The 15216-nt window shown below is 51.3% G+C and carries 15 protein-coding genes; 1 reads left to right on the top strand and 14 read right to left on the bottom strand.

Annotation, left to right across the window (positions count from 1 at the left end; all coding sequences use genetic code 11):
* The 12 genes from atpD to asnC all read right to left on the bottom strand — a co-directional run bounded on the left by atpD (position 1) and on the right by asnC (position 11011).
* A complete protein-coding gene (gene atpD, locus AB4H76_RS23055; RefSeq protein WP_000190506.1) occupies positions 1–1383 on the bottom strand; it encodes a F0F1 ATP synthase subunit beta in 1383 nt (460 codons plus the stop codon).
* Positions 1384–1409: 26 nt separating this feature from the next.
* Complete coding sequence (gene atpG / locus AB4H76_RS23050) at positions 1410–2273, bottom strand: F0F1 ATP synthase subunit gamma (RefSeq protein WP_000896498.1); 864 nt, start codon at positions 2271–2273, stop codon at positions 1410–1412.
* Between the two features lie 50 nt (positions 2274–2323).
* Positions 2324–3865, bottom strand: coding sequence for a F0F1 ATP synthase subunit alpha (atpA, locus tag AB4H76_RS23045; RefSeq protein ID WP_001176745.1), 1542 nt, complete (start codon positions 3863–3865; stop codon positions 2324–2326).
* 12 nt (positions 3866–3877) lie between these two features.
* On the bottom strand, positions 3878–4411 hold the full coding sequence (gene atpH, locus AB4H76_RS23040) for a F0F1 ATP synthase subunit delta (RefSeq protein WP_001288587.1): 534 nt from the start codon (positions 4409–4411) through the stop codon (positions 3878–3880).
* A gap of 14 nt (positions 4412–4425) precedes the next feature.
* The gene (gene atpF, locus AB4H76_RS23035; RefSeq protein WP_001052219.1) at positions 4426–4896 is read right to left on the bottom strand and encodes a F0F1 ATP synthase subunit B; all 471 of its coding nucleotides are present in this window, start codon (positions 4894–4896) and stop codon (positions 4426–4428) included.
* A gap of 61 nt (positions 4897–4957) precedes the next feature.
* Positions 4958–5197, bottom strand: a complete 240-nt coding sequence (atpE, locus tag AB4H76_RS23030) for a F0F1 ATP synthase subunit C (protein WP_000429386.1) — start codon at positions 5195–5197, stop codon at positions 4958–4960.
* A 46-nt stretch (positions 5198–5243) separates the two neighbouring features.
* Positions 5244–6059 carry a F0F1 ATP synthase subunit A gene (atpB, locus tag AB4H76_RS23025; protein WP_000135625.1) on the bottom strand — a complete coding sequence of 272 codons (816 nt, stop codon included), beginning with the start codon at positions 6057–6059 and terminating at the stop codon, positions 5244–5246.
* Between the two features lie 8 nt (positions 6060–6067).
* Positions 6068–6448: a F0F1 ATP synthase subunit I gene (gene atpI, locus AB4H76_RS23020; RefSeq protein WP_000116695.1), complete on the bottom strand. Its 381-nt coding sequence runs from the start codon at positions 6446–6448 to the stop codon at positions 6068–6070.
* A 616-nt stretch (positions 6449–7064) separates the two neighbouring features.
* A complete protein-coding gene (gene rsmG / locus AB4H76_RS23015; RefSeq protein WP_000932839.1) occupies positions 7065–7688 on the bottom strand; it encodes a 16S rRNA (guanine(527)-N(7))-methyltransferase RsmG in 624 nt (207 codons plus the stop codon).
* Positions 7689–7751: 63 nt separating this feature from the next.
* The gene (gene mnmG / locus AB4H76_RS23010; protein ID WP_000499788.1) at positions 7752–9641 is read right to left on the bottom strand and encodes a tRNA uridine-5-carboxymethylaminomethyl(34) synthesis enzyme MnmG; all 1890 of its coding nucleotides are present in this window, start codon (positions 9639–9641) and stop codon (positions 7752–7754) included.
* Positions 9642–10019: 378 nt separating this feature from the next.
* Entirely contained in the window at positions 10020–10463 is a 444-nt protein-coding gene (gene mioC, locus AB4H76_RS23005; RefSeq protein ID WP_000763731.1) for an FMN-binding protein MioC, read from the bottom strand.
* Positions 10464–10552: 89 nt separating this feature from the next.
* On the bottom strand, positions 10553–11011 hold the full coding sequence (gene asnC, locus AB4H76_RS23000) for a transcriptional regulator AsnC (protein ID WP_000432970.1): 459 nt from the start codon (positions 11009–11011) through the stop codon (positions 10553–10555).
* 151 nt (positions 11012–11162) lie between these two features.
* Between asnC and asnA the strand changes: the two genes are divergently transcribed.
* The gene (asnA, locus tag AB4H76_RS22995; protein ID WP_000845104.1) at positions 11163–12155 is read left to right on the top strand and encodes an aspartate--ammonia ligase; all 993 of its coding nucleotides are present in this window, start codon (positions 11163–11165) and stop codon (positions 12153–12155) included.
* A gap of 4 nt (positions 12156–12159) precedes the next feature.
* Here the strand turns inward: asnA and viaA are convergent, their stop codons facing one another.
* Together viaA and ravA are read right to left on the bottom strand one after the other, a co-directional pair.
* Entirely contained in the window at positions 12160–13611 is a 1452-nt protein-coding gene (gene viaA, locus AB4H76_RS22990) for an ATPase RavA stimulator ViaA (protein ID WP_000956642.1), read from the bottom strand.
* A complete protein-coding gene (gene ravA / locus AB4H76_RS22985) occupies positions 13605–15101 on the bottom strand; it encodes an ATPase RavA (RefSeq protein ID WP_001299914.1) in 1497 nt (498 codons plus the stop codon). The genes viaA and ravA overlap by 7 nt, the downstream gene beginning before the upstream one ends.
* Positions 15102–15216 lie beyond the last annotated feature (115 nt).

Here is a 15216-nt window from a genome sequence, read left to right as displayed (position 1 = left end):
TTAAAGTTTTTTGGCTTTTTCCACAGCTTCTTCGATGGAACCGACCATGTAGAACGCCTGCTCCGGCAGGTGATCGTATTCGCCTTCCATGATGCCTTTAAAGCCACGGATGGTGTCTTTCAGGGAGACGTATTTACCCGGAGAACCGGTGAATACTTCTGCCACGAAGAACGGCTGGGACAGGAAGCGCTGGATCTTACGAGCACGCGCTACCACCAGTTTGTCTTCTTCAGACAGTTCATCCATACCCAGGATGGCGATGATGTCTTTCAGTTCCTGATAACGTTGCAGGATGGACTGAACGCCACGCGCGGTGTCGTAGTGTTCCTGACCAACCACCAGCGGGTCCAGCTGACGGCTGGTGGAGTCCAGCGGGTCAACGGCCGGGTAGATACCCAGAGACGCGATCTGACGGCTCAGTACCACGGTTGCGTCAAGGTGCGCAAAGGTGGTTGCCGGAGACGGGTCAGTCAAGTCATCCGCAGGTACGTATACTGCCTGTACGGAGGTGATAGAACCAGTTTTGGTGGAGGTGATACGTTCCTGCAGAACGCCCATCTCTTCCGCCAGGGTCGGCTGATAACCTACCGCTGAAGGCATACGGCCCAGTAGTGCGGATACTTCCGTACCGGCCAGGGTGTAACGATAGATGTTGTCAACGAACAGCAGAACGTCACGACCTTCGTCACGGAATTTCTCAGCCATGGTCAGACCGGTCAGAGCAACGCGCAGACGGTTTCCCGGCGGCTCGTTCATCTGGCCATACACCAGGGATACTTTGTCGATAACGTTGGAGTCGGTCATTTCGTGGTAGAAGTCGTTACCCTCACGAGTACGTTCACCTACGCCCGCAAACACAGAGTAACCGGAGTGCTCGATCGCGATGTTACGAATGAGCTCCATCATGTTTACGGTTTTACCTACACCCGCACCACCGAACAGACCAACTTTACCGCCCTTAGCGAACGGACACATCAGGTCGATAACTTTGATACCGGTTTCCAGCAGTTCCTGAGAGTTTGACAGCTCTTCGTAGGAAGGTGCTGCGCGGTGAATCGCCCAACGCTCTTCTTCACCGATCTCGCCTTTCATGTCGACCGGTTCACCCAGTACGTTCATGATACGGCCCAGAGTCGCTTTACCTACCGGGACTTCAATCGGGTGTTCGAGGTCTTTTACATCCAGACCGCGACGCAGACCGTCGGAGGAACCCATTGCGATGGTACGTACGATACCGCCGCCGAGCTGCTGCTGAACTTCCAGCACCAGACGCTCATTACCATTTTGCACCTCAAGAGCATCGTACACGCGCGGTACGGCATCCTGAGGGAATTCGACGTCAACTACGGCGCCGATTACCTGGACAATCTTTCCAGTAGCCATCTTAAATCCTCTACGAAATAACCTGTTTAAACCGCGGCGGCCCCCGAGACGATCTCGGTGAGTTCCTGAGTAATGCTGGCCTGACGAGCTTTGTTGTATACCAACTGCAGCTCTTTAATCAGGCTGCCGCCATTGTCGGTCGCGGCTTTCATCGCCACCATACGGGCGGCCTGCTCGCTGGCCAGGTTTTCAACCACGCCCTGATAAACCTGAGATTCGACATAACGACGCAGCAGGGTATCCAGCAACGCCTTCGGATCGGGTTCGTACAGGTAATCCCAGGATTTATGTTTCAGATCATCATCATCTGATGCCGGTAACGGCAGCAGCTGGCTGATGGTCGGAACCTGAGACATGGTGTTAATAAATTTGTTGCTGACAATGTAAAGCTTGTCCAGACGGCCTTCGTCGTAGGCCTGCAACATCACTTTTACCGGACCGATCAGTTCGGACAGGGAAGGGTTATCCCCCATGCCGGTGACCTGGGCAACAACATTGCCGCCCACGGAGTTGAAGAACGACACGCCTTTCGAGCCGATCATTGCGAGGTCGCATTGAACGCCTTTGTCGGTCCAGGTCTTCATTTCCGCCAGCAGTTTTTTGAACAGGTTAATGTTCAAACCACCGCACAAACCACGGTCGGTCGACACCACCAGGTAGCCCACGCGTTTAACGTCGCGGTCTTCCAGGTAAGGGTGCTTATATTCCAGATTACCGTGTGCAAGGTGACCAATCACTTTGCGCATGGTTTCTGCATAAGGACGGCTGGCCGCCATGCGATCCTGCGATTTACGCATTTTGGAAGCGGCGACCATCTCCATCGCTTTAGTGATCTTTTGCGTGTTCTGGACGCTTGCGATCTTACTACGTATCTCTTTTGCGCCGGCCATGAGCTTCTCCTCAATGCCTTGCGGCCTGCCCTAAGGCAAGCCGCCAGACGTTACCAGGATTGGGTTGCTTTGAAGGAATCGAGGATGCCTTTCAGCTTGCCTTCGATTTCGTCGTTGTAGCCACCGGTCTGGTTGATCTCTTGCATCAACGGAGCGTGATCACGGTCGACGTAAGCCAGCAGAGCGGCTTCGAAGCTGCCAATTTTCGACAGTTCAACATCCGCCAGGTAACCACGTTCTGCTGCGAACAGAACCAGAGACTGCTGCGCAACGGACATCGGCGCATACTGTTTCTGTTTCAGCAGTTCGGTCACTTTCTGACCGTGGTCAAGCTGCTTACGTGTTGCATCGTCAAGGTCGGATGCAAACTGAGAGAACGCTGCCAGTTCACGATACTGTGCCAGAGCGGTACGGATACCACCGGACAGTTTTTTCATGATCTTGGTCTGTGCTGCACCACCAACACGGGATACGGAAATACCCGGGTTAACCGCAGGACGAATACCGGCGTTGAACAGGTTGGTTTCCAGGAAGATCTGACCATCGGTAATGGAGATTACGTTGGTCGGAACGAACGCAGAAACGTCACCCGCCTGAGTTTCGATAATCGGCAGTGCGGTCAGAGAACCGGTTTTCCCTTTCACTTCACCTTTGGTGAAGGCTTCAACGTATTCGGCGTTAACACGTGCAGCACGCTCCAGCAGACGAGAGTGGAGGTAGAAAACGTCGCCCGGGAATGCTTCACGTCCTGGCGGACGACGGAGCAGCAGGGAGATCTGACGGTAAGCAACAGCCTGTTTAGACAGGTCATCGTAAATGATCAGCGCATCTTCACCGCGGTCACGGAAGTATTCGCCCATTGCGCAACCGGCATACGGTGCCAGGTATTGCAGTGCAGCGGATTCAGACGCGGTTGCTACCACAACGATGGTGTTAGCCAGTGCGCCGTGCTCTTCCAGTTTACGTACCACGTTAGAAATGGTGGACGCTTTCTGGCCGATAGCGACATAGATACATTTGATACCGGAATCGCGCTGGTTGATGATGGCATCGATAGCCAGTGCGGTTTTACCTGTCTGACGGTCACCGATGATCAATTCACGCTGACCACGACCGATTGGGATCATGGAGTCAACGGCTTTATAACCGGTCTGTACCGGCTGATCTACGGACTGACGTTCGATAACGCCCGGAGCGATTGCTTCTACAGCAGAGAAGCCGTCGTGATCCAGCGGACCTTTACCGTCGATTGGTGCACCCAGAGTGTTAACCACACGGCCCAGCAGGCCACGGCCAACCGGAACTTCCAGGATACGGCCAGTACACTTAACTTTCATGCCTTCGGCAAGGTCAGCGTACGGACCCATAACAACCGCACCTACAGAGTCGCGCTCGAGGTTCAGTGCGATAGCGTAACGGTTACCCGGCAGGGAGATCATTTCACCCTGCATACAATCGGCCAGGCCGTGAATGCGGATAACACCGTCACTTACAGAAACAATAGTACCTTCGTTGTGAGCTTCACTCACAACATTGAACTGAGCAATGCGCTGCTTGATCAGTTCGCTGATTTCGGTGGAATTCAGTTGCATGCTCCAGTCCCCTTAAGACTGCAAGACGTCTGCAAGGCGCTCAAGACGACCGCGTACGCTGCCATCAATGACCATATCACCCGCTCGGATGATAACGCCTGCCATTACAGACTTATCGATTTTGCAATTCAGCTTAACTTTGCGTGACAGACGTTTTTCCATCGCAGCAGAAATTTTCGCGAGCTGTTGTTCACTCAGTGCGGCAGCGGAAATGACGTCTACCTCAGCGGTAGCCTCACTCACGGCACGCAGGTGAATAAACTGCTCCAGAACATCCGGGAGCGCGTTAAGACGACCATTTTCAGCCATAACCCGAATCAGGTTCTGACCGTTTTCGTCCAGTTGCTCACCACAAACTGCGATAAACGACTCGGCGAGCGTTTCTGGCGCAAGCGCGCCAGAGAGAAGCTCTGCCATTTGTTCGTTTTTGGTTACCTCGGCGGCAAACGCCAGCATGTCCTGCCAGCGTTCTACACTTTGGTGTTCGACGGCAAAGTCAAAAGCTGCTTTGGCGTAGGGGCGAGCTACCGTAATAAATTCAGACATCAGCCCCTCCCTCCTTACAGTTCAGCGACAAGTTTATCCACGATGTCGCTGTTAGCAGCTTCATCCACGGAACGTTCGATGATCTTCTCGGCGCCAGCAACAGCCAGGATAGCAACTTGCTTACGCAGCTCTTCACGGGCACGTTTACGCTCGGCTTCAATTTCCGCCTGCGCCTGGGCCACGATTTTAGTACGTTCCTGTTCTGCCTCAGCTTTCGCTTCGTCCAGAATCTGCGAGCGGCGTTTGTTCGCCTGCTCGATGATTACCTGGGCTTCCGCTTTCGCTTTTTTCAGCTGGTCGGTCGCGCTGGCCTTTGCAAGGTCAAGGTCCTTATGTGCTCGTTCTGCGGAAGCAAGGCCGTCAGCAATTTCTTTTTGACGTTTTTCGATGGCTGCCATTAATGGCGGCCATACGTACTTCATGCAGAACAGAACGAACAGGACAAACGCGATGGCCTGGCCGAGGATTGTTGCGTTAAGATTCACAGCACAATGCCTCTATTTAGTTAACGTTCTGATATTGCTCTTTAAATAAAAGCAACGCTTACTACGCGACAGCGAACATCACGTACAGACCCAGACCTACAGCGATCATCGGGATAGCATCCACCAGACCCATAACGATAAAGAACTGAGTACGCAGCAGAGGAATCAGATCAGGTTGACGCGCTGCGCCTTCCAGGAATTTACCCCCGAGGATGCCGATACCGATCGCAGCACCGATTGCCGCCAGACCCATCATCACAGCGGCAGCCATGTACAGCAGATCCATATTCAGGTTTTCCATGACAGTCTCCAGTTTGTTTCAGTTAAAACGTAGTAGTGTTGGTAAATTAATGTTCTTCAGACGCCATCGACAGATAGACGATCGTCAGAACCATGAAGATGAAGGCTTGCAGCGTAATGATCAGGATGTGGAAAATGGCCCACGGCACATTCAGGATCCACTGTGACCACCACGGCAACAGACCAGCAATCAGAATGAAAATCAGCTCACCGGCATACATGTTACCGAACAGTCGCAAACCGAGTGAAACTGGTTTGGACAGCAGGCTTACCCCTTCAAGGATTAAGTTGACAGGAATGAACGCCCAGTGATTGAACGGCTGCAGCGTCAACTCTTTCGTGAAGCCGCCGATGCCTTTCATTTTGATGCTGTAGAACAGAATCAGGATAAATACGCCCAGTGCCATAGACAGCGTTACGTTCACGTCCGCAGACGGAACCACACGCAGTGCAGGCAGACCCAGTACATGTTCAGCAATGTACGGCAGCAGGTCGATAGGCAGTAAATCCATCAGGTTCATCAGGAATACCCAGACGAAGATCGTCAGGGCCAGCGGAGCAATCAGCTTGCTTTTGCCATGGTACATGTCTTTCACGCTACCATTAACAAAGCCGATCACCAGCTCAATCGCGGTCTGAAACTTACCTGGCACACCGCTGGTCGCCTTTTTGGCTACGCTACGGAATAAAACCAGGAACAACAGACCCAGCACCACCGAGAAGAACATGGAGTCAATATTGATTGTCCAGAAGGTGGCTGGGGGGTTTTGTGGATCCACCAGCGAGAATGTACGCAGGTCCAGCTGAAGGTTATTCAGGTGGTGTCCTATGTAATCCTGCGGCGTCATATTTTCTGAAGCCATGATGCCTTTTACCCTTTGTTGTTAATTACAGCCGGTGCCAGTATCTGAACCACCAGCACCAAAACCCACGTAACGATCAGCGGCAAGAATACCGCCTTTAAAACCGCCAACGCCACCACCAGTAACACCAACATCGCCAGAACTTTGAAAGCTTCGCCAAATGCGAATGTCCAGGCCACCCGGCCTTTCGCTGGTGTATGCGCCTGGTGACGCCAGGCAAATATCATAAACAAAACGTTAGGCAGAAAGACTGCCAGGCCCCCGCTTATTGCAGAGACGCCCCAGAAGGGGTCTTTGAGGCTGAACAGCAATCCACTTGCTATCACCACCAGTAACTGAACGAGCAGAAGCTTCCGAGCAACGTTTCGACTCACGAGCGACACAGACATCACGTTTTTCACTCCTGCTCCCTTCGAGGTATGCCGCGTGTCGTATAAAACTTTCTTTAAGGCTTAGAGTCAAGCATCAAAAAGCGGTCAAATTATACGGTGCGCCCCCGTGATTTCAAACAATAAGTAGCCAAAAGGTGAATAAATGTTTAAATATTTTTCCAGTGCATACAATTGCGACTTTTCTGCTAACCCTGTTCGATCATGAAAAACTGTAAATAACGCGTAAACACTGGTGATAAAGCGTGCTTCAGATCACATATTGCGCATGTTCGCGCACAGCATATTTATTTACTTGGCAAATGATGCCTTTGCAAGTTTATGATATTTCAGTCTAAAAACAGATACTGTTTTAATAAATGACATTTACACAACAAAAACCACCCATTGACATTTTTAATAATGTTTTAACAGCCAATGATGGTTCTTAGCGCCGATTTTTAGCAGACTGATATTTTCACTAATGACTTATTTTCTGCTTACCAAAAAAAGCCACGTTATCTTGTTGATGCAAAAGAGTGAACGTGGCGTTAAATGTAACCAGTTATATCAGTAGAAAACCTGGTTGTTGTTAACAGTCTAACTGGTCAATTTTTTATGATTTTTTTGATAAAAATTAAATTTTATTTGCTTTAATCACCACCAGATGACGTTCGCCATCCAGGGCTGGAACCTGAAGTTTAACCACTGATTCGACCTGATATTCTTCGGGCAACAAAGCGATTTCATCTTCCGGCATTTGCCCTTTCAGCGCGTAGAAACGGCCTTGCTCACCAGGAAGATGGTGGCACCAGCTCACCATATCGTTCAGAGAGGCAAAAGCGCGGCTAATTACGCCATCAAATGGCGGCTCTGAAGGAAACTCTTCTACCCTGCTCTGTACTGGTTCAATATTCTCCAGTTTAAGCTCATGTTGCACCTGACGAAGGAAACGCACGCGTTTACCAAGACTATCCAACAGAGTGAAATGGGCTTCAGGACGCACGATAGAGAGTGGAATGCCTGGCAGTCCTGGTCCGGTGCCGACATCGATAAACCGTTCACCTTGCAGATACGGTGCCACCACAATGCTATCGAGAATATGGCGTACCAGCATCTCATTAGGATCGCGGACCGAAGTCAGGTTGTACGCTTTGTTCCATTTATGCAGCATATTCACGTAGGCAATAAGCTGGTTTTTCTGGTGATCGGTAAGCGAAATACCTGCGTCTTTCAGCAGTAAGGAGAGTTTGTTGAGCACGGTGATTACCTGTTCTTGATGCGTTGCCTGGTAAGCGGGTGCTTACCAGGCATTTTTAATGTGTTATGCGCTACGACGCAGCATACCCTGTTTTTTCAGCCACACCAGCAGAATGGAGATGGCCGCAGGCGTGACGCCAGAAATACGTGAAGCCTGGCCGATAGAGGCCGGTTTGTGATCGTTAAGTTTGGCGATCACTTCGTTAGAAAGACCGGATACCTGGCGGTAATCCAGTGTCGCGGGTAGCAGGGTGTTCTCGTTACGCAGCTGCTTTTCGATCTCATCTTGCTGGCGCGCGATATAACCTTCGTATTTAACCTGAATCTCAACCTGTTCCGCCGCCTGTTCGTCTGTCAACGCAGGGGCAAACGGCGTCAGCGTGGTTAATTTTTCATAAGTCATTTCCGGACGACGCAGCAGATCTTCACCACTGGCTTCACGGGAAAGCGGCGCAGTCAGGTGAGCATTCACTTCGGCTGCAGCTTCCGCCGACGGGGTTACCCAGGTCGATTTCAGACGCTGACGCTCACGCTCGATATTCTCAAGTTTCTCGTTAAAGCGCGCCCAACGTTCGTCATCCACCAGGCCCAGTTCACGACCGATTTCAGTCAAACGCAGATCCGCATTATCTTCGCGCAGCATCAGACGATATTCTGCGCGCGAGGTAAACATACGATACGGTTCTTTGGTTCCTAAAGTGCACAGGTCATCAACCAGTACGCCGAGATACGCCTGAGAACGCGCCGGAGCCCAACCTTCTTTGTCAGCAGACAGACGGGCAGCGTTAAGACCGGCCAGTAAACCTTGCGCAGCGGCTTCTTCGTAACCGGTAGTGCCGTTAATCTGACCAGCAAAGAACAGCCCCTGGATAAACTTGCTCTCCAGCGTCGGTTTCAGGTCGCGAGGATCGAAGAAGTCATACTCAATGGCATAACCCGGACGCACGATCTTCGCGTTTTCCATCCCCTGCATAGAGCGGACGATTTGCATCTGCACATCGAACGGCAGGCTGGTGGAGATACCGTTCGGATAAATTTCGTTAGAGGTCAGTCCTTCCGGTTCAAGGAAGATCTGATGCTGATTTCTGTCGGCGAAGCGCATGACTTTGTCTTCGATCGACGGGCAGTAGCGTGGGCCGACACCTTCGATCACCCCTGCATACATTGGGCTACGATCGAGGTTACTGCGGATCACATCATGGGTTTTCTCGTTGGTATGAGTGATATAACACGGCACCTGCTGGGGATGCTGGGACGCATTGCCCATAAACGAGAATACCGGCATTGGGTTATCGCCATGCTGTTGCGCCAGCACACTAAAGTCGATAGTTCGAGCATCAATACGCGGTGGTGTCCCGGTTTTCAGACGACCAACGCGCAGCGGCAGTTCACGCAAACGGCGAGAAAGCGGAATGGACGGCGGATCACCAGCACGGCCACCGCTGTAATTATCCAGACCGATATGAATTTTACCGTCGAGGAATGTCCCAACGGTGAGCACGACGGCTTTGGCACGGAACTTCAGTCCCATTTGGGTAACAGCACCGACCACGCGATCGTTTTCGACAATAAGATCTTCAACCGCCTGCTGGAAGATCATCAGGTTCGGTTGGTTCTCCAGCGCCGTACGTACCGCCTGACGGTAGAGCACGCGATCCGCCTGAGCTCGGGTAGCGCGAACCGCCGGTCCTTTGCTTGCGTTTAGTATCCTAAACTGGATACCCGCTTGATCGATCGCTTTCGCCATCAGACCGCCGAGTGCATCCACTTCTTTTACCAGATGTCCCTTCCCAATACCGCCGATCGCCGGGTTGCAGCTCATCTGCCCCAGAGTGTCGATATTGTGTGTCAAAAGCAGAGTCTGTTGACCCATACGCGCCGCGGCCATCGCGGCCTCGGTGCCTGCATGACCCCCGCCAATGATGATGACGTCAAAAGGATCCGGATAAAACATGGTGATTGCCTCGCATAACGCGGTATGAAAATGGATTGAAGCCCGGGCCGTGGATTCTACTCAACTTTGTCGGCTTGAGAAAGACCTGGGATCCTGGGTATTAAAAAGAAGATCTATTTATTTAGAGATCTGTTCTATTGTGATCTCTTATTAGGATCGCACTGCCCTGTGGATAACAAGGATCCTGCTTTTAAGATCAACAACCTGGAAAGGATCATTAACTGTGAATGATCGGTGATCCTGGACCGTATAAGCTGGGATCAGAATGAGGGGTTATACACAACTCAAAAACTGAACAACGGTTGTTCTTTGGATAACTACCGGTTGATCCAAGCTTCCTGACAGAGTTATCCACAGTAGATCGCACGATCTGTATACTTATTTGAGTAAATTAATCCACGATCCCAGCCATTCTTCTGCCGGATCTTCCGGAATGTCGTGATCAAGAATGTTGATCTTCAGTGTTTCGCCTGTCTGTTTTGCACCGGAATTTTTGAGTTCTGCCTCGAGTTTATCGATAGCCCCACAAAAGGTGTCATATTCACGACTACCAATACCGATTGCGCCAAAGCGGACCGCAGAAAGATCGGGCTTCTGTTCCTGCAATGCTTCATAGAAAGGAGAAAGGTTGTCCGGAATATCTCCGGCACCGTGGGTGGAGCTGATAATCAGCCAGATCCCCGAGGCAGATAAATCTTCCAACAGCGGACCGTGCAGCGTTTCGGTGGTAAAACCCGCCTCTTCCAGCTTTTCAGCCAGGTGTTCTGCTACATATTCGGCACCGCCGAGGGTGCTGCCGCTGATAAGAGTGATATCTGCCATAAACCGCCACCTTTATTAAGAGTGGCGTATTGTACGCTGTGAACGCGTTGGGATCTACCTGTGGAAAAGTATGGGATTAAAAAAGCCGATTATGGCTTGATGGTACGCATGATCGGGTTTTGCAGGACGATCAATGTCTCGGTGGACTGAATTTCATCAATTGTTTGGATCTTGTTGATAAGTACATGCTGGAGAGCGTCGATCGAACGGCACATCACTTTTATAAAGATGCTGTAGTGGCCGGTTGTGTAATAGGCTTCAGTGACTTCATCAAGGCTTTCCAGCTTTGCCAGCGCGGAAGGGTAGTCTTTGGCGCTCTTTAATATAATGCCGATAAAGCAGCCTACGTCATAACCGAGCTGCTTCGGGCTGACATCAATACGCGCCCCGGTAATGATCCCCGCCTGCTTCATTTTCTCTACTCGAACGTGAATCGTCCCCGGACTGACGCCAAATTGTTTCGCCAGTTCGGCGTAAGCGGTGCGCGCATTGCCCATTAATGCTTCCAGGATGCCACGGTCCAGATTGTCGATCAGATAATTTTCCATAGGATTTTCTTATGCAGATTGATGATTCATTCTATTTTAGCCTTCTTTTTTAATGAATCAAAAGTGTGTTAGGCTTTTTATTGAATGATTATTGCATGTGTGTCGGTTTTTGTTGCTTAATCATAAGCAACAGGACGCAGGAGTATAAAAAATGAAAACCGCTTACATTGCCAAACAACGCCAAATTAGCTTCGTGAAATCTCACTTTTCTCGCCAACTGGAAGAACGTCTGGGGCTGATCGAAGTCCAGGCGCCGATTCTTAGCCGTGTGGGGGATGGCACGCAGGATAACTTGTCGGGCTGTGAAAAAGCGGTGCAGGTAAAAGTGAAAGCTCTGCCTGATGCCCAGTTCGAAGTGGTTCATTCACTGGCGAAGTGGAAACGTCAGACCTTAGGGCAACACGACTTCAGCGCGGGCGAAGGGCTGTACACGCACATGAAAGCCCTTCGCCCCGATGAAGACCGTCTTTCTCCGTTGCACTCGGTCTATGTTGACCAGTGGGACTGGGAACGCGTAATGGGCGACGGTGAGCGTCAATTCTCGACTCTGAAAAGCACGGTAGAGGCGATCTGGGCGGGAATTAAAGCAACCGAAGCTGCGGTTAGCGAAGAGTTTGGCCTGGCACCGTTCCTGCCGGATCAGATCCACTTCGTACACAGCCAGGAGTTACTGTCTCGTTATCCGGATCTCGATGCCAAAGGGCGTGAGCGGGCGATAGCGAAAGATCTTGGCGCGGTATTCCTTGTCGGGATTGGCGGCAAGCTGAGCGATGGTCATCGCCACGACGTGCGCGCACCGGATTATGATGACTGGAGCACCCCGTCAGAGCTGGGCCATGCGGGTCTGAACGGCGATATTCTGGTGTGGAACCCGGTACTGGAAGATGCGTTTGAGCTTTCCTCCATGGGGATCCGTGTAGATGCCGACACGCTGAAGCATCAACTGGCGCTGACCGGTGACGAAGATCGCCTGGAGCTGGAGTGGCATCAGGCGCTGCTGCGCGGTGAAATGCCGCAGACCATCGGCGGCGGTATCGGCCAGTCTCGTTTGACTATGCTGCTGCTGCAACTGCCGCATATCGGCCAGGTTCAGTGTGGAGTATGGCCAGCTGCTGTTCGCGAGAGCGTCCCTTCTCTGCTGTAATAATTTATCGCCGCCAGCGTCTGAGCAGGCGGCTTCGCATCCCGGTATCAAAGCGCCAGATATGATCGAAAATGCGCATGATGCCGGGTTTGCCGTGTGCCGACATCGCCACGGCATGAAAGCGATGCTGATGTACCCGCTGCAGCTCTTTCACTTTACTCGTCACGTCGTCAGGCAACCGCTGAGCGATAAAATCAGAAATCACCACCGCATCGGCATCAAACCATTCCCTGCTTTGCAAGCGTTCCATAATGGCGCGAAAACAACTGGCAAGATCGGTGCCGCCACGAAACTGCTGGCTTAAAAAACGGATTGCTTGTTCGATGCCTTGTGGGCCTGAAAGCTCATAACGGACGATCTCGGTGGAAAATAGCATAATATAGCAGCGCCGGTTTTCTGCGAGAGCAATGCGCATCAAGGCCAGGCAGAACGCTTTCGCACACTGTTCATTAAAGCCGCCCATTGAGCCGGAAGTATCCACACAGACAATAAACGGCCCGCGCGGCTGTTCATCGTAATCTTTATGTACCACCGGACGTTCGATCACTTTTTCACGCCACGACTCACCGTGCAGGCGATAGGTGAGCAACTGTTTTTCCACCAGCCGACGGTAAAACTCATACTCCAGTTCCGTTATCCCTAGTGTCGCCAGTTCTGGCGGCAGGAGACGTAAAATATCATCGCTTTGTTGCAGACCATCAACCTGCTCAGGAACCGTCGCCGGTTCGCGCACCATGGTGCGGAAGGTTTCCATCTGCGCATCGTTGCGCGGTATTGATTTGGCTTCCCGAGAACGCCCCAGCTGCTCTGCCAGGCGTTTCAGTTCCGGCTGTTCGTTAAGAAATTCACCGTATTTCACAATCAACTGATAGTCGCCACGTTTAAGCTGACCGGCGCTCATATCCCACAGACGACCAGCTGCAGTATTGTTATCTGCGAGAATCGGTTCAAGTTGTCCGCTCAGCGTCATGCGTTCCTGAACTTCACTCAACAGTTGTTCGCGTTCTTCTTCTAATAGCTGTTGATTTAACGTCGTTGCTTGCACGATCAGACTTAAACGCCAACGCTGGAGAAAAAGCGTGTGTAACGCTGAAGTGATCGTGCTGTTAGCATCAACCAACTGTCGGGCTTGTTCTGCCCATGGAGAATTCAGACGATGCAGTAAGTCCAGGATCTGTGGTAGCTGCACAATAAACTGTGGCGTGGAGAGGAGCTGGCTTTGCTGATAGCACATCACCTCTTCGGTGAGTTCCGGCGGGACTCGGGCATCTTTCAGCCGACTGCGCAGCGCTTCACGCCAGCGGGGAACATCATCAGTGATTGCCGCCTTCAGGCGTGGGAATTTTTCAAAGAAGACCGCCAGCTGCGGTGAGGCCAGCAGTGCGATGATCATCTCTTCGATCAATCCCTCTTCGCTGACGGCCAGCATCACATTAAGCGTATCCAGCGTTAGCATTGTTGTGCCTGGCGAATCTGTGCACCGACATCCTGTAGGCTGGCTTCAATGCGACCTAACCAGTCGCCAGGGATAAACAGACATTTTTGCTGTTCGCTGAATAAAGCGTGTTGCTTGCGCCAGTCGCTTTCAAGCTCTTCCAGTTGTTGTTTTATTTCACCAGGCAGACCTTCAGCCGATGAACCGGGAAGTGCCAGCGTACTGCCTTGTAAACTTACATCGCGAACGACAAGATGTTGGGCGCTATCAACTTCCAGATTCAGTTTCTGGGCAAAGCCGATACCGTTCAGTTTACCGCGAATTTCACCACCTTTGCTCAGCCACTGTTCCAGCGCGCTACGCTCAAAGGAGATATGAACCACTTCCATATCATGCAGTTTTAACGGTTTTTGCAGCAGTAGAGTCAGAGTGGAAGCAGTAACGTTAACAGGAAGTTGATACTGCTGACGACGGCTGAAAATGCCGCCCAGACGAATTACCGTTAAGGCTGTTTTATCGCTTTGTTGCTGCTGGAGTTGCAGGTGACGTTGCACAATCGCGCCAAGGCGAGTCAACATCCCTTGCTGTTGCCAGGCGTGACCGGTCATCAATACATCAATTTGTTGTTGTATCAAATTCAGGCTTTGCGCGTCATACCACAGGCAATCTTTCAGCAAAATGAGATCTACCGGGGCAACAGCACTGCGACCGCTAAAAAAGGCGCTGGCCTGCAATAATCGGATCGCTTTTTTCCAGCGACGATCCGAGACATAAGGCGCATCCGGTAATTTATCCAGTTGCTGGCGCAGCATAAAAATCAGCTCAAATACATGATCGGGCAGCGTAATTTCACCAATCTCTTTCTGCCAGCGTTCATATTCTTCATCTGTGACCTGCAAGGCATCAGGAACCGGATTGTCGTTTTCATCCTGTTGACTGGTCAGCATGGAGCGGAAATTCGCTTTATCCTGCACTTTATCTAACCACAGACGAATCAGCATGCGGTCATATAACGCTTCCAGACTGCTGTCTGCTTCCGGCAGCTCGTTGGAGGCCGCCACCAGCAGACGCATCGGGATTTTTTCTACGTGTGCACCGTTGCGGAACTGGCGCTCGTTAATGGCGGTGAGCAAGGTATTAAGAATTGCCGGGCCCGCTTTCCAGATCTCATCCAGAAAGACAATTTCTGCTTCCGGCAGGTAACCGCTGGTTAAACGTTCATAGCGCCCTTCATCTTTTAGCGCCTGAATAGAAAGGGGACCAAAAACTTCTTCCGGCGTGGAGAAGCGGGTCATCAGATATTCAAACGCGCGGGCATTCTGAAAGGCGAATTTTAAGCGCCGGGCGATCAAACTTTTGGCAATACCTGGCGGGCCAAGGAGGAACACACTTTCACCACTTAATGCCGCTAATAAACACAAGCGGATGGCGTGGCTACGTTCATAAAGCCCCTTTTCCAACGAACTGCTCAGGCGGGAAATTCTTTCCGCTAATAAATGAGGGTGAGCCATAATGAAGTGGCGTCCTTTCGTCAAAAGTTCTGCGTAAATTGCGAGTATAGACGTTTCTTGCTGGTGGCTAAAATAGTCTCAAAGGGGGGGTATTTTTCTTTGAGCCAGGTTAATG

The sequence above is a fragment of the Escherichia sp. UTM R2 genome (assembly GCF_048593455.1).
Lineage (GTDB): Bacteria > Pseudomonadota > Gammaproteobacteria > Enterobacterales > Enterobacteriaceae > Escherichia > Escherichia coli.
The sequence above is the reverse complement of the archived record's forward strand: the minus strand, read 5'-3'. Positions and strand labels throughout refer to the sequence as shown.